This is a genomic window from Frigidibacter sp. RF13 (genome assembly GCF_026626305.1).
Classification (GTDB): domain Bacteria; phylum Pseudomonadota; class Alphaproteobacteria; order Rhodobacterales; family Rhodobacteraceae; genus TMP-24.
On record NZ_JAPNUE010000001.1, the window covers coordinates 159,708 to 178,852 of the forward strand.

Annotated in this window: 18 protein-coding genes; 11 read left to right on the forward strand and 7 right to left on the reverse strand. The window is 63.5% G+C overall.

Features of this window, described 5'->3' with window-relative positions; all coding sequences use genetic code 11:
• Positions 1-2: 2 nt before the first annotated feature.
• The gene (locus OU426_RS00775) at positions 3-1,088 is read left to right on the forward strand and encodes an ABC transporter ATP-binding protein (RefSeq protein ID WP_267631930.1); all 1,086 of its coding nucleotides are present in this window, start codon (positions 3-5) and stop codon (positions 1,086-1,088) included.
• Between the two features lie 3 nt (positions 1,089-1,091).
• Here the strand turns inward: OU426_RS00775 and OU426_RS00780 are convergent, their stop codons facing one another.
• From OU426_RS00780 to miaA, 7 genes are all read right to left on the reverse strand, one after another.
• Complete coding sequence (locus tag OU426_RS00780) at positions 1,092-1,229, reverse strand: hypothetical protein (protein WP_267631931.1); 138 nt, start codon at positions 1,227-1,229, stop codon at positions 1,092-1,094.
• 99 nt (positions 1,230-1,328) lie between these two features.
• Complete coding sequence (locus OU426_RS00785; RefSeq protein ID WP_267631932.1) at positions 1,329-3,416, reverse strand: dipeptide ABC transporter ATP-binding protein; 2,088 nt, start codon at positions 3,414-3,416, stop codon at positions 1,329-1,331.
• Positions 3,417-3,515: 99 nt separating this feature from the next.
• Positions 3,516-4,691, reverse strand: a complete 1,176-nt coding sequence (locus OU426_RS00790; RefSeq protein ID WP_267631933.1) for an ABC transporter permease — start codon at positions 4,689-4,691, stop codon at positions 3,516-3,518.
• A 13-nt stretch (positions 4,692-4,704) separates the two neighbouring features.
• Positions 4,705-5,751 carry an ABC transporter permease gene (locus OU426_RS00795; RefSeq protein ID WP_267631934.1) on the reverse strand — a complete coding sequence of 349 codons (1,047 nt, stop codon included), beginning with the start codon at positions 5,749-5,751 and terminating at the stop codon, positions 4,705-4,707.
• A 104-nt stretch (positions 5,752-5,855) separates the two neighbouring features.
• Positions 5,856-7,508, reverse strand: coding sequence for an ABC transporter substrate-binding protein (locus tag OU426_RS00800; RefSeq protein ID WP_267631935.1), 1,653 nt, complete (start codon positions 7,506-7,508; stop codon positions 5,856-5,858).
• Positions 7,509-7,734: 226 nt separating this feature from the next.
• Positions 7,735-8,625 (reverse strand): AraC family transcriptional regulator, encoded by an 891-nt coding sequence (locus tag OU426_RS00805; protein ID WP_267631936.1) that lies wholly within the window; start codon positions 8,623-8,625, stop codon positions 7,735-7,737.
• A gap of 132 nt (positions 8,626-8,757) precedes the next feature.
• Positions 8,758-9,645, reverse strand: coding sequence for a tRNA (adenosine(37)-N6)-dimethylallyltransferase MiaA (gene miaA, locus OU426_RS00810; RefSeq protein WP_267631937.1), 888 nt, complete (start codon positions 9,643-9,645; stop codon positions 8,758-8,760).
• A 159-nt stretch (positions 9,646-9,804) separates the two neighbouring features.
• On the opposite strand from miaA, the gene pyrH reads away from it, so the two are divergent.
• From pyrH to fabZ, 10 genes are all read left to right on the forward strand, one after another.
• Positions 9,805-10,536: a UMP kinase gene (pyrH, locus tag OU426_RS00815; RefSeq protein WP_267631938.1), complete on the forward strand. Its 732-nt coding sequence runs from the start codon at positions 9,805-9,807 to the stop codon at positions 10,534-10,536.
• A 157-nt stretch (positions 10,537-10,693) separates the two neighbouring features.
• Positions 10,694-11,257, forward strand: a complete 564-nt coding sequence (gene frr, locus OU426_RS00820) for a ribosome recycling factor (protein WP_267631939.1) — start codon at positions 10,694-10,696, stop codon at positions 11,255-11,257.
• 65 nt (positions 11,258-11,322) lie between these two features.
• A complete protein-coding gene (gene uppS, locus OU426_RS00825) occupies positions 11,323-12,051 on the forward strand; it encodes a polyprenyl diphosphate synthase (protein WP_267631940.1) in 729 nt (242 codons plus the stop codon).
• On the forward strand, positions 12,048-12,842 hold the full coding sequence (locus OU426_RS00830; protein ID WP_267631941.1) for a phosphatidate cytidylyltransferase: 795 nt from the start codon (positions 12,048-12,050) through the stop codon (positions 12,840-12,842). Before uppS ends, OU426_RS00830 begins: the two co-directional genes overlap by 4 nt.
• A 3-nt stretch (positions 12,843-12,845) precedes the next feature.
• Complete coding sequence (dxr, locus tag OU426_RS00835; RefSeq protein WP_267631942.1) at positions 12,846-14,027, forward strand: 1-deoxy-D-xylulose-5-phosphate reductoisomerase; 1,182 nt, start codon at positions 12,846-12,848, stop codon at positions 14,025-14,027.
• Position 14,028: 1 nt separating this feature from the next.
• Complete coding sequence (gene rseP, locus OU426_RS00840) at positions 14,029-15,369, forward strand: RIP metalloprotease RseP (protein WP_267631943.1); 1,341 nt, start codon at positions 14,029-14,031, stop codon at positions 15,367-15,369.
• Positions 15,370-15,453: 84 nt separating this feature from the next.
• A complete protein-coding gene (locus tag OU426_RS00845; protein WP_267631944.1) occupies positions 15,454-15,618 on the forward strand; it encodes a hypothetical protein in 165 nt (54 codons plus the stop codon).
• Between the two features lie 146 nt (positions 15,619-15,764).
• Positions 15,765-18,053 (forward strand): outer membrane protein assembly factor BamA, encoded by a 2,289-nt coding sequence (gene bamA, locus OU426_RS00850; protein WP_420712557.1) that lies wholly within the window; start codon positions 15,765-15,767, stop codon positions 18,051-18,053.
• Positions 18,053-18,604, forward strand: coding sequence for an OmpH/Skp family outer membrane protein (locus tag OU426_RS00855; RefSeq protein WP_267631946.1), 552 nt, complete (start codon positions 18,053-18,055; stop codon positions 18,602-18,604). The genes bamA and OU426_RS00855 overlap by 1 nt, the downstream gene beginning before the upstream one ends.
• Positions 18,605-18,680: 76 nt before the next feature.
• A complete protein-coding gene (fabZ, locus tag OU426_RS00860; protein ID WP_267631948.1) occupies positions 18,681-19,139 on the forward strand; it encodes a 3-hydroxyacyl-ACP dehydratase FabZ in 459 nt (152 codons plus the stop codon).
• Positions 19,140-19,145: the final 6 nt, after the last annotated feature.

The following is a 19,145-nucleotide window of genomic DNA, read 5'->3' on the forward strand; positions in this document are numbered from 1 at the left end:
GGATGGCTGATCTGAAACTGACCTCGGTCGCGAAGAGCTACGGCGACGTTCATGTGCTTAAGAACATCGACCTCGATATCAAGCGCGGTGAGTTGATCGTGTTTGTCGGCCCCTCGGGCTGCGGCAAGTCTACGCTCCTCAGGATGATCGCGGGGCTGGAGACGATCAGCGGCGGCGTGCTGCAAATCGACGGAGTGCCGATGAACGAGGTGCCCGCTTCGCAGCGTGGGATAGCCATGGTGTTCCAGTCCTATGCGCTCTATCCGCATATGTCGGTGCGCGACAACATGGCCTTCGCGCTAAAGATCGCAAAGAAGCCGAAGGCAGAGGTCGACGCTGCCATCGAGAAGGCCGCGCGCATCCTGCAGCTGACGCCCTATCTGGACCGTTTGCCGAAGGCCCTGTCGGGCGGCCAGCGTCAGCGCGTGGCCATTGGCCGGGCGATCGTGCGCGACCCGAAGGTCTATCTCTTCGACGAGCCGCTCTCGAACCTCGATGCCGCTTTGCGGGTGGCGACGCGGATCGAGATTGCGCAGCTGAAGGAACAGATGCCGGATTCGACGATGATCTACGTCACGCATGATCAGGTGGAGGCGATGACGCTGGCCTCGCGGATCGTCGTGCTGAACGGCGGCGGTATCGCTCAGGTGGGCTCGCCGCTGGAGCTGTACGAACGGCCTGAGAATGAGTTCGTCGCGCAATTCATCGGCTCGCCCGCGATGAACCTTCTGGACGGCGAGGTGACGGCCACCGGCGCGGTGACCGAAGTGCGGCTCGCAGGCGGGGGTGTGGTGCGGTCTTCGGTGCCGACGGAGCCGGGCCTGAAGGGTGCGAAGGTAAGGGTCGGCATCCGGCCTGAACATTTCACGCCAACCGACGGTGCGGCGGCCTACAAGGGCGAGGTCGAAATCACCGAGGCTCTGGGGGAGGTGACGCTCCTTTACTTCAAGGCGTCAGGCTCTGACGCGCCGGTCATCGCCAAGCTGCCCGGAATCCATGCCGGGTTGCGTCACAAGACATTGTCGCTGTCCGCGACGCCGGACAAGGTGCATCTCTTTCGGGACGGAAGGTCGCTGATGCCGCGCTGACAGTCAGAACATCCAGTAAGTGGAAAGATAGAAACCCGTGGTGATGAACAGCGCCGACGAGGTGAGGCCCATCAGCACGAGCCGGGCGGCACCGATAACGGCGCTTTCTGCGATGGAGCGTGAATTCTGATATGCGGTCATGCGTCTCATAGCCCCGATCTGAAACCAGCATGGTTTCCTTTCGGTTAAGTGAAGCGCGCATTTCGGCCGGGGTCAACTTTTTTCGCCCCGATCTTGCCACTATTCCGCCGCAATCTGGATGACCGGCTCCATTGTCGCCAGCTCCGCCTCAGGCAGATGGCACTTAATCTCGTGCCCATCAGCCACTTTGCGCATGGGCGGAACTTCCTTTTCGCAAAGCCCGCCCGGAACCTTGGATTTCCAGCGGCAGCGCGTCTGGAACGGGCAGCCGGGCGGCGGGTTCATGGCGGACGGTATCTCGCCCTCCAGCACGATATGCTTCTTGGTCACATGGGTGTCCGCGATTGGGACGGCTGACAGAAGTGCCTCGGTATAGGGGTGGTAGGGGGGCGAAAAGACCTGATCGGTCGATCCGATCTCGACCACATGGCCCAGATACATCACCATGACCCGGTCGGAGAGATAGCGCACGATGGACAGGTCGTGCGAGATGAAGAGGAGCGTCGTCCGGTTCTTGCGCTGGATTTCCATCAAGAGGTCGGTGACCGCGGCCTGCACCGACACGTCAAGCGCCGAAACGGGCTCGTCCGCCACCACCACCTTGGCACCGCCGGCAAAAGCGCGGGCGATGCCCACACGCTGTTTCTGGCCGCCGGACAGTTGGCGCGGCATGCGGTCGGCGAAGGCACGCGGCAGTTTCACGAGGTCGAGCAGTTCCAGCATCCGGTCTCGGCGTTCGGCATCATTCGCGCCCTCGCCGAAAATCTCGAGCGCCCGGATGATCTGGCGTCCGACGGTCATCGAAGGGTTCAGCGTGTCGAACGGATTCTGGAACACCATCTGCACGCCCGAAACGGTCTCGGTCGAGCGTTTCTCGATCGGCGTATTCTGGATGTCGCGGTCATAGAGCATGATCTTGCCGCCGGTCGCAGTCTCAAGCCCCATCAGCACCTTCGCGAAGGTCGACTTGCCGCAACCAGACTCGCCGACGATAGCAAGTGTCTCGCCCTCGCGCGCCTCGAAGCTCAAGGTTTCGTTGGCCTTCACCACCTTCTTCAGCCCCCCGCCGAACATGCCAGAGGAGACTTCATAGTATTTCTTCACATCGTCCATCTTGAGGACGGTGCGGCCGATGGCGGTCTTCGCGGCCCCGGCCTTGACCTGCGGTTTGGCGGCCCAGTCGATTTCGCCGACGCGCACGCAGCGCGTTTCATGCCGGTCATCGCCCGCGACGGCAAACATCGGAATGTCGCCGCCATCGCACTGGCCCGCCTTGAAGTAGGAACAACGCGGGCCGAAGTTGCAGCCTTTGGGTCGTTCGTGGGGCAGGGGGAAGTTACCCGGGATCGCGATCAGGGGCCGCGCGTTCTTGTCGGCGCCGGGCAGCGGGATCGAGCGGAAGAGCGCTTGCGTATAGGGATGCTGCATCTTGTTGAAGACATCGACGATCGATCCGGTTTCGACCGCCTCGCCCGAATACATCACGCAGAGCCGGTCGCAGACCTCGAGAACCAGCCCGAGATTGTGGCTGATGAAGAGCATGGAGGTGCCGTATTTCTCTCCAAGGTCCTTCACCAGATCGACGACGGCGGCCTCGACCGTCACATCGAGCGCGGTAGTGGGTTCATCAAGGATCAGGAGCGAGGGTTTCGACATCAGCGCCATGGCGATGACGATGCGCTGCTGCTGGCCGCCCGACAGCTGGTGGGGGAAGGAATTGAGCATACGCTCGGGGTCGGGCAGGCGGACGTCGCGCACGACTTCAAGCGCACGCTTGCGCGCTTCGTCGGCCGAGACGCCTTCATGGATCATCGGCACTTCCATCAGTTGCTTGCCGATCTTCATCGCCGGGTTCAGCGAGGCCATCGGCTCCTGATAGATCATCGCGATCTCTTTGCCCCGGATGTGGCGCAGCTCCTCGTCGCTCATGGTCGTGAGGTCGCGGCCCTTGAACTTGATCGTGCCGCCGACGATCCGGCCGTTCTTGCCGAGGTCGCGCATGACCGCGAGGGCGACGGTCGACTTACCGCAACCGCTTTCGCCTACAAGCCCCATCGCCTCGCCCGCCATGACCTTGCAGGAGAAATCCATCACGGCGGGAATTTCGCGCAGTCGCGTGAAGAAGGAGATCGAGAGATGGTCGATCTCGAGGATCGGTTGCGACGGGTCCCAGTTGGTGGCGGTCATGATCGGCTCCCGGGTCTGGTTCTGAGAGGGAGGCCGGGGGCTCTGCCCCCGGACCCCCGGGATATTTGGAAACGGAAGAGGGGCAAGTGCCTCTCTACCTTAGTCTTTCAGGCTTTCCTCGCGCAGGCCGTCGGCGAGGAGGTTGAGGCCGAGGACGAGGCTCATGAGCGCGATGGCGGGGACGAGAGCGGGCCAGGGCGCGATGGTCAGAAGTTTGCGGCCGGCGTTAATGGTCGAACCCCAGTCGGGGCTTTCGGGCGAGAGACCGAGGCCGAAGAAGCCCAGGGTGCCAAGGAGGATCGTCGTGTAGCCGATCCTGAGGCAGAAATCGACTATCAGGGGGCCCCGTGCGTTGGGCAGGATTTCCCACAGCATGATGTACCAGGGCCGTTCGCCCCGTGTCTGGGCGGCGGAGACATAATCGCGGGTCTTGATGTCGAGGACGATGCCCCGGACGATGCGGAAGACGGTGGGCGCGTTCACGAAGACGACCGACACGAAGACGATGAGGATATTAGCGGGCACATGGATCAGGTCGAGCGCCTGCGGCAGGACGGCAATCTTCGTGTCTGCCTCGCTGACGAGACTCAGATAGGCCCAGCCGCCGATCACCAGCACCGCGGCGATCACGATATTGCGGAAGCCCGGCGTCACGTAATAGCGCGAATTGATGAGGAGAAGGAGGAAGAGGAGCGGCAGGATGAAGAGGACGACGGCGATATATTGCGGCAGGCCGGTCTGAACGATTTCCGGTGTGACAAGCAGGTAGAAGAGCAGGATGACCGGGAAGGCGAGGACGAGGTTCGCCAGGAACGACAGCCCGGTGTCGAAGAAGCCCCCATAGTAGCCCGCGGGCAGGCCGAGGGTCACGCCCACCATGAAGGCGAACATGGTGGCCAAGGGCGCGATCTGGATCACGATGCGGCTGCCCGCTACCATGCGCGAGAAGACATCACGGCCGAGGTTGTCGCCGCCGAAGAGGTAGTGGCCGGACCCGTCGGGAATGGGCGTGCCGGGCACCACGTTCTTCATCTGGCTGATCTGACTGAGGACGTCGCGGGTTTCGATCATCGGCGCGAAAAGCGCGGTGAAGACCCAGAACATCACGAAGCCGAAGCCGATCATGCCGACGGTCGAATCGAAGAGTTTGCCGTAAAGCCCCAGCCTGCGCTTGAAGGCGATCGACAGTGCATAGGTGGCGATCAGCGCGATCCAGACCGGCAGGAAGAGGCGAAGGACGGTGGCGAGGATGGCACCCCAGGCGAGCGGTTCCATGGCGGTCTCCATCTCAGCTGATCCGAATGCGGGGATTGAGGAAGACATAGCCGATGTCGGAGATCAGCTGCGTCACGAGAACGACAAGGACAGCAACGACCGAGCAGCCGAGAAGAAGCTGGATGTCGTTGTTGCCGGCGGCAGAGACCAGCGTCCAGCCGAAGCCCTTGTAGTTGAAGAGCGTCTCGACGATGACAACGCCGTTCAGGAGCCAGGGGAACTGCAGCATGATCACCGTGAAGGGGGCGATCAGCGCGTTCCTGAGCGCGTGTTTGACCACGACACTGGCGAAGCTCACGCCTTTGAGCCGCGCGGTACGGATATATTGCGCGGTCATCACCTCGGTCATCGAGGCGCGGGTCATGCGGGCGATATAGCCGGTGCCGTAAAGGACGATGGTCGCGACCGGCAGGGCGAAATTCTCGAATGTGAGCCCGTCCATCGCGCTGTTGGCCGAGCCCTTGAACCATTGCAGGCCCACGAGTTTCGAGGCGAAGACGACGATCAGGATGACGCCAGACACGTATTCCGGTGTGGCTGTCGAGGCGATGGAGAAGGTCGAAAGCGTGCGGTCAAGGCGTGAGCCTTCGCGCATGCCCGCCAGAACACCGATCAGAAGGGACAGGGGCACCATCGTGACCATGACCCAGAACATCAGAAGGCCGGTCAGGCCGAGGCGCGTGGCGATGATCTTGGACACGTCTTCGCGGAAGACGGTGGAAAAGCCCCAGTCACCCTGCAGGATGCCGCAATAGTGCGGCGCCTCGGCGGGGTCGGTCTTGGGACGGATGCAGCGACCGGTGACAGCGCCAGCCTCGTCGGTGCGCGTCCAGCCCGGTACGACACCGAGCCATTCGCCATAGCGTTTGAGAAGCGGCTGAGCATGGCCGTTCTTTTCCAGCCATGACTGCACCTCCTCGTCCGAGATGCGCGATCCGGCTTCGGATTTCGCGACCTTCTCGAGGTTGGGCGGCAGGTTGGTCAGGTAGAACACCACAAAGGTGATGCACAATGCCGTGAAGATCATCGCCGCAAGGCGACGGATCAGGAATTTCAGCATGAACTCCCCCGGTTAGACTCTTCCCCGAGCCCAGTCGCCCCCATGCGAGGAGGCAAATCTTGGTAACGGGGCGTGGTCCTGCCACGCCCCGTCGCTCTTTGCGGTCAGGCCGCGTCCATCGACCATTTGTAGTGATGGTGCTCGAACGTGGCGTGGGCGTCGATGCCATGCACGCTCGGGCGGGCATGGCGGTAGATCGAGCGCCAGTAGGGCTGGATGAGGACACCTTCATCCTGCATGATCTTCTCGAGCCGGGCCATCACGTCACGCCGCTTGTCGGCATCGGCAATGCCGAGCGCTTCGGCCAGCGCCGCGTCGAAATCGGCATTGGCGAAGGCCGTTTCGTTCCAGGCGACGCCCGACTTGTAGGCCAGCGCAAGGATCTGGACGCCGAGCGGACGCATGTTCCATTCGGTTGCCGAGAACGGATATTTCAGCCAGTCATTCCAGAAGGTCGAACCCGGCAGGATCGTGCGCTTGATGTTCAGGCCCGCGTCACGGATCTGCGCCGCCACCGCGTCGCAGGTCGCCGCCTGCCAGCCGTCGTCGAGCGAGATGAGCTCGAACTCGGTGCCGCCGTGGCCTGCTTCCTCGACCATGGCCTTGCCGGCTGCCGGATCGACCACGAGCGGATCGAGCTGGGCATATTCCGGGTGGATCGGGCAGACATGGTGGTTCTCGGCAACCTTGCCGAGGTTGTTGTAGCCCAGTTCCAGCACGGTGGCGTTGTTGACGATCGTCTGCAGACCCTTGCGGACCTTTGCATCCTTGTAGATGTCAGCGAGTTGGTTGAAGCGGACGGCAAGGGTTGCCGCCGTGATCGCTTCGGACTTCGCCCAGCCGAGGCTGTCGAAGACGGTCACGAAATCGCCTTCGGTGCGGTGGACCGCATCAATCTCGTCGGCCTCGATCGCGGCCTGCCAGGCGGCCGGGTCGGTGCCGAGGTCGATATATTCGATCCGGTCGAGATAGGGCCCGCCATAGACCTCGGTGCCCCACCAGGTATGGTTCGGGTTCTTCGCCAGCACCTGCTTCACGCCAACTTCGTTCTTTTCCGGCAGGTAGGGGCCCGTGCCGATCGGATTGCCGATCGGGTCGTTCTGGCCGAGGCTCGAGTGATAGACTGCGGCCGGATAGTCGGCCATGCCGACGATGATGGTGATGTCGGGCGCGGGAAGCGTCAGCTTCACGGTATGATCGTCGACCTTGGTGATCGCGCCATCTGCCGCCATCTTGGTGTCGGCATTGACGAGGCCGCCCATGCGCGAGGCCATCGAATTGCCCTCTATCCCGGCATTGCACCAGTCGGTGATCACCCGCACCACGTCATCGGCGGTGAAATCGTCGCCGTTGTTCCACTTCACGCCCTGGCGGACGTTCAGCATGTATTCCGTGGCGTTATCGTTTGCGCTCCAGCTTTCCAGAAGCATGCCGCGCAGCGACCCGTCGTTGTTATACTCGACAAGGTAGTCGAGCCAGCCGCGCGAGAAATTGGCCAGTTCCGACCAGTCCCAGGTCGGCGGGTATTTGCCGGCCTTCGTGTCCATCTGCATCCGAAGCGTGCCACCCATCGCGGGTTCTTGCGCACGGGCTTCCGGCGCGGCGAGGCCGAGAAGGCCGTAGGCGGCGACAGCCGACAGGCCGATGCCCGTCGTATGGGCCAGGAACTCGCGGCGGCTGATCTTTCCGTCCTTGTAGTCTTTGGCAAAAGTCTCGACGGCCGGATGAAGTTTTTCCGGCACGGTATGTTTGGTCATCTGTTTTCTCCCTGTGCGATGGACCAAGTCAATGCGCACGTATGACCCGCGTCTGGCGGCGGGTTCACGCGACGTGAAAGTGAGGTTCGCACGCTTATTGCGCACCCTTTTTGACGACACGTCAACGTGCAAATGCGACGCTTTGCGTCGTCTTCCACCGATTTGCTGCGCATCCGGCGAATTTTTCCGTCATTGCGGAAATCGTGGCGGGGCGGGCCGGGGTGCCTCAACGTCCCTTGCGGAAGCCCGATGGCGTCTTGCCGGTCCGATGCTGGAAGGCGCGGGTGAAATAGGCGGGCGAGGTGAAGCCCAGCGTCTCGGCGATGTCGCGGATCGGCACGCGCGTTTCGGTCAGCAACTTGCGGGCCTCGAAGATCACCCGGTCGTGCAGAAGGTCGGAAGCGGGCCGCCCGCAGGTCTTGTTGCAGACCCGGCTGAGATGAGTGGGCGTGACGCCGAGCTTGCGGGCGAAATCGGCGACGCCGAGCCCGGAGCGGAAGTTGCGTTCCAGAAGATCGGCATAGGCGCGCGCGATGCGGCGCGCGGCGTCAGGCTCGCGGGCCGCGTCGGCGGAAACGTCAGCCTGCCTTTCCAGCCAGACCGACAGAAGGCCGAGGTGATGGCGGGCCGCACGGTCCTTTGCGGGACGAGTGCTGTCAAGTTCGCGCTGGATATTCTCGATGATCCCGGACAATTCGGCTTGGGGGCCGACATCGCGGATGCGCAGATGCAGCGGGTCTTCGGGCAGGTCGAGCCCGTGATCTTCCCCGAAGAAAAGCGCGGTGCCGGAGGACTGGGCGCCAAGTTCGAACCCGTGCATGACGCCCGCGGGAATATAGATCGCATTATGGGCGCCGTAGCCGCGCGTGACGCCACCGATGGTGATCCGGCCCTGGCCGCGCGTGAACCACAGAAGCAAGGGCTCGCTGTAAGAGCGCATCGCCTCGACCCGCCAGCGACCGCCCTGCGCAAGCCGGGCGATCGGCACGAGCCGCAAGGCGGCGGGAGCAGGGGCTGGAACTTCGGCGATCCGGCGCGCGGTGCGCGGCGCAGGACCCGGCGCGGCGAGCGCGTCGGAAAACTGGGAAAGGGGCGTCGCAGTGAAGAGTTTGGCCAAAGTCGGATCCGCATCTTGTCGTCACAGCCCCCGCAGTCTGCGGAGGACCCGATCTAAATACGGGAAGCGGGGCGTTCGGCCAAGAAAAATCCGGGCTATTCAAGGAGATCGGCGAAGCGATGCCGAAAAGACTCACCCCACAGTGACGACCTGCCAGCCCTGCATCCGCCGACGGAGCCAGGTGCGTTGGCGCTTGGCATATTGGCGGCTTTGGGCCTTGGCGGCAGATATTGCGTCTGTGAGCGGTGTGACCCCCCGCAGGTAGTCGATCAACTCGGGCGCGCCGATGGCCTTCGCCCAAAGGGCGGCCGGGTTCCAAAAGGGAAGGACCGCCCTGACTTCATCCATTGCGCCCTCGGCGATCATCCGCTCGAACCGTGCGTCGATCCGCTCGGCAAGCCAGTCTCGGTCGCAATCGAGCCTGAGAAGCGTGGCCGATCCGGCGGGCAGGAGGGGCGGGCCGGTCTCGGCCTGCCAGTCCGAAAGGCCGCGGCCGGTGGCGCGCAGCACTTCCCAGGCGCGCTGGATGCGGGCGGGGTTCTGCCGGTCGATCCTTTGTGCGGTCTCCGGGTCGAGTTCTGCCAGAAGCGCCTCGGCGCCCTCGGTCGCGACCCGGCGGTCGGCCTCGGCCCGGACAGGCGCGGGTGTCGGCGGTATGTCGGCCAGCCCTTCGGTCAGGGCGGTGAGATAAAGGCCCGTGCCGCCGACGATCACCGGGGCAGGGTGAACGGACAGAAGCCCCTCGACCTCGCGCAGCCAGTGGCCGACGGAGTAATCCGCGCCCGGCTCCAGATGGCCGAACAGCCGGTGCGGCGCGAGGGCTTCCTCAGCCAGGGTCGGGCGAGCGGACAGCACACGCCAGCAGGACCAGACCTGAAGTGCGTCGGCGTTGACGATCGCGCGGCCCTGACGGCGCGCTATGGCGAGCGCCAGCGCCGACTTGCCGCTGGCGGTCGGACCAGCGATCACAACCGGTTTTTCGGGTGGTAGATCGCCGGGAATGCCGGGCAGGTCATCCATAATTTGTCCCGCTTGCCCCCACAATACGCAATCTGTCGTGTTTTCGGCCGCGATCTGCCGTTGAACCTCGTCCCGTTTTCCGTCATTTTGCGCGCCAGTGACAAGGGCCCGGTTCTGGGGGATCGGCGACGGCCCGCAAATCAGATTATGAGAGAGCATATGACCGGGGCAACAGAACCCACCGTAACCTACAAACGTGTCCTTCTGAAAATCTCCGGCGAGGCGCTTATGGGTGATCAGGGCTTCGGCCTGCATCCGCCAACCGTCCAGCGGATCGCGAATGAAGTGAAGTCGGTCCATGATCTCGGCGTCGAGATCTGCATGGTGATCGGCGGCGGCAATATCTTCCGCGGCCTGCAGGGCTCGGCCCAGGGGATGGAGCGGACGACGGCCGATTACATGGGGATGCTGGCCACCGTGATGAACGCGCTGGCCATGCAGGCGGCGCTGGAAAGCCTCGGCGTCTTCACCCGCGTGATCTCGGCCATTCCGATGGATCAGGTCTGCGAACCCTACATCCGCCGCCGCGCGGTGCGGCATCTGGAGAAGAAGCGGGTCTGCATCTTCGCCGCAGGCACCGGCAACCCCTATTTCACCACCGATACGGCGGCGACGCTGCGCGCCAATGAGATGGGCTGCGAGGCGATCTTCAAAGGCACCAAGGTCGACGGGGTCTATGACAAGGATCCCAAGAAACATGCCGACGCCAAGCGCTATGACCATGTGACCTATGACGAGGTGCTGCAGAAGCATCTCGGCGTGATGGATGCCTCGGCGATTGCGCTGGCGCGCGACAACAGCCTGCCGATCGTCGTATTCTCGCTGGACGAGCCGGGCGGCTTCCGCGGCATCCTGTCGGGACGGGGCACCTACACGATCGTGAAGGACTGACGTTCCGACAATCTTCCTCGTCGGTCTTCGACCGCTCGTCGGGGCGCCCGACGAGAAGCGAAGCGCCCGGGGAGGCCCCTGGCAAGAGGCACCCGGCCCTATACAGAAGCGGCCTTCTCGCCTATAGAAACCCAAAGACACGACCCCGGAAAGACCCATGTCCGACGATATCGACATTGACATCGACGACCTCAGCCGCCGGATGGACGGCGCTATTGCCGCCCTTCGCCACGAGTTTTCCTCGCTCCGCACTGGGCGGGCATCGGCCTCGATGGTGGAGCCGATCCACGTCGACGCCTATGGCCAGATGACGCCGATCAACCAGCTTGGCACGGTTAACGTGCCGGAGCCGCGCATGGTCACGATCAATGTCTGGGACAAGGGCATGGTCGGCAAGGTCGAGAAGGCGATCCGCGAAAGCGGACTTGGCATCAATCCCCAACTCAACGGCACGATCATCATGCTGCCGATCCCCGAGCTGAACGAAGAGCGCCGCCGCGAATTGACCAAAGTTGCGGCGCAATATGCCGAGCATGCGCGCGTCGCGGTCCGCAACGTGCGGCGCGACGGCATGGACCAGATCAAGAAGGCCAAGGGCGCGGGCATGCCCGAGGACGATCAGAAGATGTGGCACGACGAAGTGCAGGAGCTGACCGACAAGGCCATCGCCACCGTCGACAAGACGCTGGAGGCCAAGCAGGCGGAGATCATGCAGGTCTGACCGTATCGGGCAGATCTGGCGGGGCAGAACGGGCAAGGCTGGGCAGAAGGGCACGCGCAGGCGGAATGGCGGCCAAGGACATCACGACGCGCACGGCAAGCCACGTGGCCATCATCATGGATGGCAACGGCCGCTGGGCCACGAGCCGGGGCTGGCCACGCCTTGTGGGCCACCGGCGCGGTGCCAACAAGGTGCGCGCCATCGTGCGTGCCGCGCCCGGCCTTGGCATCAAGCATCTCACCATCTTCGCCTTCTCGACCGAGAACTGGAAACGCTCGACCGAAGAGGTTCTGGGCCTGATGGCATTGTTTGCGCGCTATATCCGCAACGAGGCGGAAAAGCTGCGCGAGGCGGGTGTCCGGGTGCGGTTCATCGGCTCGCGCGACCGGCTCGATCCGGTGATCCAGGAACTGATGGCCGGGATCGAAGCCAAGACCCGCGACTGCGATCGGCTGACGCTGACGGTCGCAATCAATTACGGTGGCCGGGACGAGATCGCGCGAGCGGCCAAAAAGCTGGCAGAGGATGTGGCGGCGGGGCGGCTGAAGCCGGAGGAAGCGGGCGAGGAGGCGCTGGCGGCGCGGCTCGATACCGCCGACATGCCCGATCCCGACCTGATCATCCGCACCTCGGGCGAGACGCGGACCTCGAACTTCCTTCTCTGGCAGTCGGCCTATGCCGAATATGAGTTCACCCCCACGCTCTGGCCCGATTTCACGCCCGAAGAGCTGGCGGCGATCATTGACCGCTTTTCCCGCCGCGAACGGCGCTTTGGCGGTGTCGTCAGCGCATGAGCGAGCCCTCAAAATGGGCTGACCTGAAAGTCCGCGTCCTGTCTGGCCTGATCGTGTCGGCCGTTGGTCTGGCGGCGGTGGCCGCGGGCGGTTGGCCGCTCGCTTTGCTCGCTATCGCCGCGGCGGGCCTCGGCCTGTGGGAGCTGGCACGGTTGACCGCGTCCGACCGCCCCGTGCAGGCGCTGATCGTGGGGGCGGTTGCCGCATTGTCTATGGCGGTCATCCTCTTCGAACATGGGCCCTACTGGCTAGCGACGCTGGCGCTGCCGTCGCTTGTCGGCCTTGCCGTGCCCCGGAAGGACCGGATGGTCTACGCGGCCTACGGTTTCCTGATCATGCTGGCGGTCTATGCCTTCGTCGCCTTCCGCGAAGGCTACGGGCTTGCCTTCGCGGCCTGGCTGGTGCTGGTTGTCATTGCGTCCGACATTCTGGGCTATTTCGGTGGCCGAATGATCGGGGGTCCGAAATTCTGGCCGCGCGTTTCGCCGAAGAAGACCTGGTCGGGCACTGCCGCTGGCTGGTTCGGTGCCGCGCTCGTGGGTCTTGGCTTCGCGGCCTGGTTTAGCCATCCCTTGGTGCTCGTACCCTTCTCGGCGCTGACCGCTTTCGCTGCCCAGATGGGCGACATCGCCGAAAGCGCGATCAAGCGGCGGGCGGGGGTGAAGGACTCGTCAAACCTCATCCCCGGGCATGGCGGGTTGCTCGACCGGTTCGATGCGCTGATCGGTGCTGCGGTCTTCGTGCTCGTCTGGGGCCTCCTGCGCCTGCCGGTGCCGGTCTTCGAGGGCTGAGCGATGCGGTCCGTCACGGTTTTTGGCGCCACGGGTTCGATTGGCGAAAGCACCTTCGATCTTCTGATGCGGCAAGGGGGCAGGGCGGCCTACCGCACCCGTGCCCTGACCGGTGGGCGCAATGTCGCGCGTCTGGCCGAGCAGGCGCGCGCGCTTCAGGCCGAGATCGCGGTCACGGCCTATGACGAGTGCCTCTCCGATCTGCGCGAGGCGCTTGCCGGAAGCGGCATCGAGGCGGCGGCGGGCGCCGAGGCGCTGGCTGAGGCCGCCGACCGGCCTGCCGACTGGGTCATGTCAGGGATCGTCGGTGCGGCGGCGCTGGTGCCGGGGTTCCGGGCGCTGCAGCGGGGCGCGACACTGGCGCTCGCCAACAAGGAAAGCCTTGTCACAGCCGGGCCCCTGATCATGCAGACGGCGCGCGACAACGGCGCGCGCATCCTGCCGGTGGACAGCGAACATTCGGCGATCTTTCAGGCGCTTCTGTCGGAAGACATGCAGGCCGTGGAGCGGATCATCATCACCGCCTCGGGCGGTGCCTTCCGCGACTGGCCCATGGACCGGCTGGCAGAGGCGACGGTAGCCGAGGCCTCGACCCACCCCAACTGGGCGATGGGCCAGCGGATCACCATCGACAGTGCGTCGATGTTCAACAAGGCGCTGGAACTGATCGAGACGCATGAGTTCTTCGGCATTGCGCCCGAGAAGATCGAGGTACTCGTCCATCCCGAAAGCCTTGTCCATGCACTTGTGGGGTTCCGCGACGGCGGCATGATCGGCCATCTGGGCGCGCCCGACATGCGCCACGCCATCGGCTATGCGCTGAACTGGCCCGACCGCGCCCATCTGCCGGTCGACCGGCTGGACCTTGCCGCCGTTGGCAGCCTGACCTTCCGCGCGCCCGATCCCGCTCGCTATCCGGCGCTGCGGCTGGCGCGCGAGGTGATGGAGACCGGCGGATTGGCAGGTGCCGCCTTCAATGCGGCGAAGGAAGTGGCGCTTGACGCTTTTATCTCGGGACGGATCGGCTTTCTCGACATGGCGGGTGTCGTCGAGACGGTGCTCGACCGGATGGTGGGGCAGGGAGCCCTTGGCAAAGGCGCTCTCAGCCTCGATATGATACTGGAAGGCGATCGCGAAGCGCGCCGCGTGGCGCGGGCGGTCGTCGAAAAGACCGGAAGGACATGACGTGGACGCAGTCGGCCTGATCCCGAGCTTTGGCAATGTGGCGCTGAATGTCGTGGCCTTCATTGTCGCACTTTCGATCATCGTCGCCGTCCATGAATATGGCCACTACATCATCGGTCGCCTGACCGGCATCCATGCCGAGGTCTTTTCCATCGGCTTCGGCAAGGTGCTGTGGAGCCGGATGGACAAGCGCGGCACCCGCTGGCAGGTGGCGGCAATCCCGCTGGGCGGTTATGTGAAGTTTCTGGGCGATGCGAATGCTGCCTCGGCTGGGACCGATGGCGAGGTCGTCTCGAAACTGTCGGCCGAAGAGATGCGCCATACGATGCACGGCGCACCCCTTTGGGCGCGGGCTGCGACTGTGGCTGCGGGGCCTTTCTTCAATTTCGCGCTGACCATCCTTCTGGGGGCGGGGCTGCTTCTGGCGATGGGTATTCCCAAGGAACAGCCCGCCGTCGCGGTACTTTACGCGCTGCCCGGCGGTGTGGGTGGCCTGCTGCCGGGAGACGAGATTGTCGCCGTCGAGGGTACGGCGATTGCCGACTGGAAAGCGCTGAATGCCGCTGCCGATTCCGTGCCGCACGAGGCAACCCTGACCTACGAGGTCAAGCGCGACGGTTCCGTTGTGGCGGTTGACGGCCCCGCGCTCTATCCGCCACGTATTTCCAATGTGTCGCCGGGCACGGCCGCCGCCTCGGCGGGGCTGAAGCCCGGAGATGTGATCGAGACGATCAACGGGACGAAGATCAACACTTTCGATGAGATCGGGCCACGCGTCCGGGAAGGTGCAGGCGCCGCGATGACGCTTGGCGTCTGGCGCGAGGGGCAGCGCCTCGACATCACGCTTACACCCAAGATCACCGATACGCCCAAGGAGGGCGGCGGGTTTGAGACGCGCTATCTGATCGGCATTGGGGGTGATTTCTTCTTTGGGCCTGCCACGCGCGCGGCGGGCCCCTGGGAGGCGGTGCAGAGCGCGGCAAGACAGGGCTGGTTCGTTGCCAAGACCTCGCTCTCGACGCTTGGCCATGTCGTGACCGGGGCGATTTCAAGCTGCAATGTCCGGGGTGCGATCACCATTGCCGAGACGTCGGCCCATGCGGTTTCGCTCGGCCCAGCGGATTTCATCTGGTACATCGCCGCTTTGTCGACGGCGATCGGGCTCATCAATCTCTTTCCCGTACCAATGCTCGACGGCGGGCATCTGGTTTTTTACGCGTTCGAGGCGCTGACCGGGCGGCCGCTGCCGGAGCGGGTGTTGAATTTCGCGGTTTCGGTCGGGCTGGTGATTGTTCTCGGATTCATGATGTTCGGGCTCAGCAATGATCTTTTTTGCCCCTAATCCCGGCCGGAGTCGTGATCTGGCCCCAATCCGGCCATAATCGGCCGATAGCATTTCGCCAAGACCGTCGTGGTGGAGGTGTCGATGCAAGCGATCTCAAGGAGCTACAAAGGCCTGAACCTTATCGTGGATCTGGTCGCAGACCGTCTGCTCGTACCGCTTGCGATCGGGATGAGCCTGCTTCTGGCAACCGGGATCATCTACCGGATCCTAAACGCTGAAGTTCCTCTCTCTCCCACCTTCTTCTGACGGTCGGAACCGGCGCTTTCTCCTGGCCGGTTTCCGCTTCTGCAAAACGGCGCGGCACTCGTTCGGGTTGCCGCGCCGTTCCTTTGACAAGCCCCCCCAATCCCGCTAGTCAGGAACGGCAAAAAACGAATTCACCGGCGGGGAAAATGATGAGACGTCAGGTCGGGCTTCTGAGCCGCACAGCCCTTTGCACCGTGCTTTTCCTGACCGCTGCGGGCCTGCCAGCCTCGGCGGCGAGCTACACGTTCTCCGATATCCGAATCGAGGGGAACGCGCTCATCGATCCGGCGACGATTCTTTCCTTCGCCGCCGTGCCGAAGGGGCAGTCGATCAGTGACGGCGCCCTGAACGACGTCGTCCAGCGCCTGAACGATTCCGGTCTTTTCGCCTCGGTCGATGTCGTCCCCTCAGGCGGGACGCTGATCATCCGGGTGGTCGAGAACCCGACGATCAACATCATCAATTTCGAAGGCAACAAGAAGATCAAGGACGAGGACCTCGCCAAGGTCATCAAATCACAGTCGCGCCGGGTCTATTCGGCGGCGCAGGCCGAGGCCGACGCCCAGGCGCTGATCGAGGCCTATACCGAGAGCGGGCGGCTGGCCGCGCGGATCGAGCCGCGGGTGATCGACCGGGGCGACAACAAGGTCGATCTGGTCTTCGAGATTCGCGAAGGCAAGGTGACCGAAGTCGAGCGGCTTTCCTTCACCGGCAACCGCGCCTTTTCCGACCGCCGTCTGCGGCAGGTGCTGGAAACCAAACAGGCAGGCATCTTCCGCCAGATCATCCAGCGCGACACGTTCGTGGCCGACCGGGTTGATGTGGACAAGCAGCTTCTCGTCGATTTCTACCGCTCGCGCGGCTATATCGACGCTGCCGTCACCAGCGTCTCTTCGGAATTCTCGACCGAGCGTGACGGGTTCTTCCTCACTTTCGCGATCCGCGAGGGGCTGAAATATTCCTTCGACGACATCCGTGTGGTGAGCGAGGTCGAGGGCATCGATGCGACGGAGTTCGGCGATCTGGTGCGTCTCCGCAAGGGCGTGGCCTATTCGCCGACCGCGATCGACACGACAATCACCCGGCTTGAGAATCTTGCCGTGAAGAAGGGGCTCGACTTTGTCTCGGTTGAGCCGCGCATTAGCCGCGACGAAGCCACCCAGACGCTGGACGTCACCTTCGTTCTGACCAAGGGTCCGAAGGTGTTTGTCGAAAGGATCGATATCGAGGGCAATGCGACCACACTCGACAAGGTGGTGCGTCGGCAGTTCCGCACGGTCGAAGGCGACCCCTTCAACCCGCGCGAGATCCGCCAGAGCGCGGAGCGGGTACGCGCGCTTGGCTATTTCAAGGATGCGCAGGTCAATGCGCGCGGCGGATCGTCCGAGGATCAGGTGATCGTCGACGTGAATGTCGAGGAGAAGCCGACCGGGTCGCTGAACTTCGGTGCCTCCTATTCGGTCAGCGATGGGCTTGGCTTCAATATTGGCCTGACCGAGGCGAACTTCCTCGGTCGCGGCCAGTATGTGAATGTGAAGATCGGCACGACCGCCGACCAGAAGGACAGCGGCATCACCTTCATCGAGCCGAGCCTGCTGGACCGCGACTTGAAACTGAAACTCTCCGCCTGGTATCGGACGTCGGAAAACGCGAATTCGCGCTATTCGACCAAACGTCTGGGCTTCTCGCCGTCGCTTGAGTTCCCGCTGGCAGAGAGAACCAGGCTTGAGCTCAGCTACAAGATATCGAGCGATGAAATCTTTGATGTCGACACGAATTCCTCATCGATCCTGAAGGCGGAAGAGGCGCGCGGGTCCCAGATTACCAGTTCGATCGGCTATCAGTTCAGCTTCGACACGGAACGGTTCGAGACCGATCCGACCTCGCGGCTTCTCCTGACGTTCGGGCAGGATTTCGCGGGCGTGGGTGGCGATATCGAGACGATCACGACCACGGGTCTGGCGAAATACCAGAAGAAGGTCTTCAACGAGGAAGTGACCCTGCGTGCCGAGTTCGAGGCGGGTGCGGTCGTTTCGCGCAGCGCAGATACCCGGCTTGTCGACCGGTTCACCGGCAACGGCAAGATCCGCGGCTTCGAATCGAACGGGATCGGCCCGCGCGATCTGAGCGTCACGAACCAAGACGCGCTCGGCGGCAACATGTTCGCGGCGCTGCGACTTGATGCCGAATTCCCGCTCGGCCTGCCCGAGGAATATGGCATCACCGGCGGTGTCTTTGCCGACATCGGCTCGGTCTGGGGGCTCGATAGCCCCGGTGGCGTGGATGATGCATTCCACGTCAGATCGTCGATCGGCGTGTCGATCCTATGGGATTCGACGCTCGGCCCGCTGCGTTTCAACTTCTCGAAGGCGATCCAGAAGGAAAGTTACGACAAAGAGCAGACCTTCGACTTCACCGTCTCGACGCAGTTCTGATGCGCGGTGCGCTCGCCGGTCTTGCGGGCGTTGCCCTCATGGCGGGCGCCTTGCCCGCCAGCGCTCAGGAGGCCCCGGCGAAAAGCCCGGTGGTGACCGTCGATCAGGAACGGCTGTTCACGCAGTCTGCCTGGGGCAAGCGGGCGCTTGCGGAGATCGAAAAGGACTCGCGCGACCTGCAGGCTGAAAACCGTCGGATTGAGGCCGCGCTTACCGCCGAGGAAAAGGATCTGACCGATCGGCGGCCGACGCTACCGCCTGCCGACTTTCGCAAGCTGGCTGACGCGTTCGATGAGAAAGTGACGGGTATCCGCAAGGCGCAGGACGCCAAGCTGCGCGATCTGAACGCACGGCACGACAGCGCCCGCAAGGCCTTTTTCGACGCGGTTCTGCCGGTCATGGGCAAGGTGATGGAGGCGCAGGGCGCCTTTGCGATCCTCGACAATCGCGCGGTCTTCATGTCAGTCCGCTCGATCGACATCACCGATGCGGTGATTGCGGCGGCGGATGCGGAACTGGGCGACGGCGCGGGCTCTGTTACAGCGCCGTGAGGCGCGTATGCTTGCCAGCCTCTCGCCATGTTGTTAGCAAGGCCCAAAGTGGCACACTGCCCGGGGGACGATTTTCATGACCAGCACCACTGTAACCGAGGCGGATATCCATCTGATCCAGCGGATCATTCCGCATCGCTATCCGTTCCTTCTGATCGACAAGGTCAAGGATATCGTCCCGAACGTCAGCTGCGTCGGCATCAAGAACGTCACCTTCAACGAACCGCATTTCCAGGGCCATTTCCCCGCAAAGCCGATCATGCCCGGCGTCACGATCATCGAGGCGATGGCGCAGGCCGCCGCCGTTCTGGTCGGCATCTCGATGGATGTTGTCGGTCGCGACCTTCTGACCTATTTCCTGTCGATCGACGCCTGCAAGTTCCGCCGCATGGTGGTGCCCGGTGACGTCCTGGAGCTGCACATGACAGTGAAGCGCGGAGGCGGCAAGATCTGGAAGTTCCACGGTCAGGGCATGGTCGACGGCCAGATCGCCGCCGAGGCGGATATCGCCGCAATGATGGATCTTCGGGACTGACCTTTC

What these genes read in the sequence shown, in the direction of transcription:
- OU426_RS00775 (WP_267631930.1), top strand. Translation starts at nt 3, where the DNA reads ATGGCTGATCTGAAACTGACCTCGGTCGCGAAGAGCTACGGCGACGTT.
- OU426_RS00780 (WP_267631931.1), bottom strand. Translation starts at nt 1,229, where the DNA reads ATGACCGCATATCAGAATTCACGCTCCATCGCAGAAAGCGCCGTTATC.
- OU426_RS00785 (WP_267631932.1), bottom strand. Translation starts at nt 3,416, where the DNA reads ATGACCGCCACCAACTGGGACCCGTCGCAACCGATCCTCGAGATCGAC.
- OU426_RS00790 (WP_267631933.1), bottom strand. Translation starts at nt 4,691, where the DNA reads ATGGAACCGCTCGCCTGGGGTGCCATCCTCGCCACCGTCCTTCGCCTC.
- OU426_RS00795 (WP_267631934.1), bottom strand. Translation starts at nt 5,751, where the DNA reads ATGCTGAAATTCCTGATCCGTCGCCTTGCGGCGATGATCTTCACGGCA.
- OU426_RS00800 (WP_267631935.1), bottom strand. Translation starts at nt 7,508, where the DNA reads ATGACCAAACATACCGTGCCGGAAAAACTTCATCCGGCCGTCGAGACT.
- miaA (WP_267631937.1), bottom strand. Translation starts at nt 9,645, where the DNA reads ATGGATGACCTGCCCGGCATTCCCGGCGATCTACCACCCGAAAAACCG.
- pyrH (WP_267631938.1), top strand. Translation starts at nt 9,805, where the DNA reads ATGACCGGGGCAACAGAACCCACCGTAACCTACAAACGTGTCCTTCTG.
- frr (WP_267631939.1), top strand. Translation starts at nt 10,694, where the DNA reads ATGTCCGACGATATCGACATTGACATCGACGACCTCAGCCGCCGGATG.
- uppS (WP_267631940.1), top strand. Translation starts at nt 11,323, where the DNA reads ATGGCGGCCAAGGACATCACGACGCGCACGGCAAGCCACGTGGCCATC.
- OU426_RS00830 (WP_267631941.1), top strand. Translation starts at nt 12,048, where the DNA reads ATGAGCGAGCCCTCAAAATGGGCTGACCTGAAAGTCCGCGTCCTGTCT.
- dxr (WP_267631942.1), top strand. Translation starts at nt 12,846, where the DNA reads ATGCGGTCCGTCACGGTTTTTGGCGCCACGGGTTCGATTGGCGAAAGC.
- OU426_RS00845 (WP_267631944.1), top strand. Translation starts at nt 15,454, where the DNA reads ATGCAAGCGATCTCAAGGAGCTACAAAGGCCTGAACCTTATCGTGGAT.
- bamA (WP_420712557.1), top strand. Translation starts at nt 15,765, where the DNA reads ATGATGAGACGTCAGGTCGGGCTTCTGAGCCGCACAGCCCTTTGCACC.
- OU426_RS00855 (WP_267631946.1), top strand. Translation starts at nt 18,053, where the DNA reads ATGCGCGGTGCGCTCGCCGGTCTTGCGGGCGTTGCCCTCATGGCGGGC.
- fabZ (WP_267631948.1), top strand. Translation starts at nt 18,681, where the DNA reads ATGACCAGCACCACTGTAACCGAGGCGGATATCCATCTGATCCAGCGG.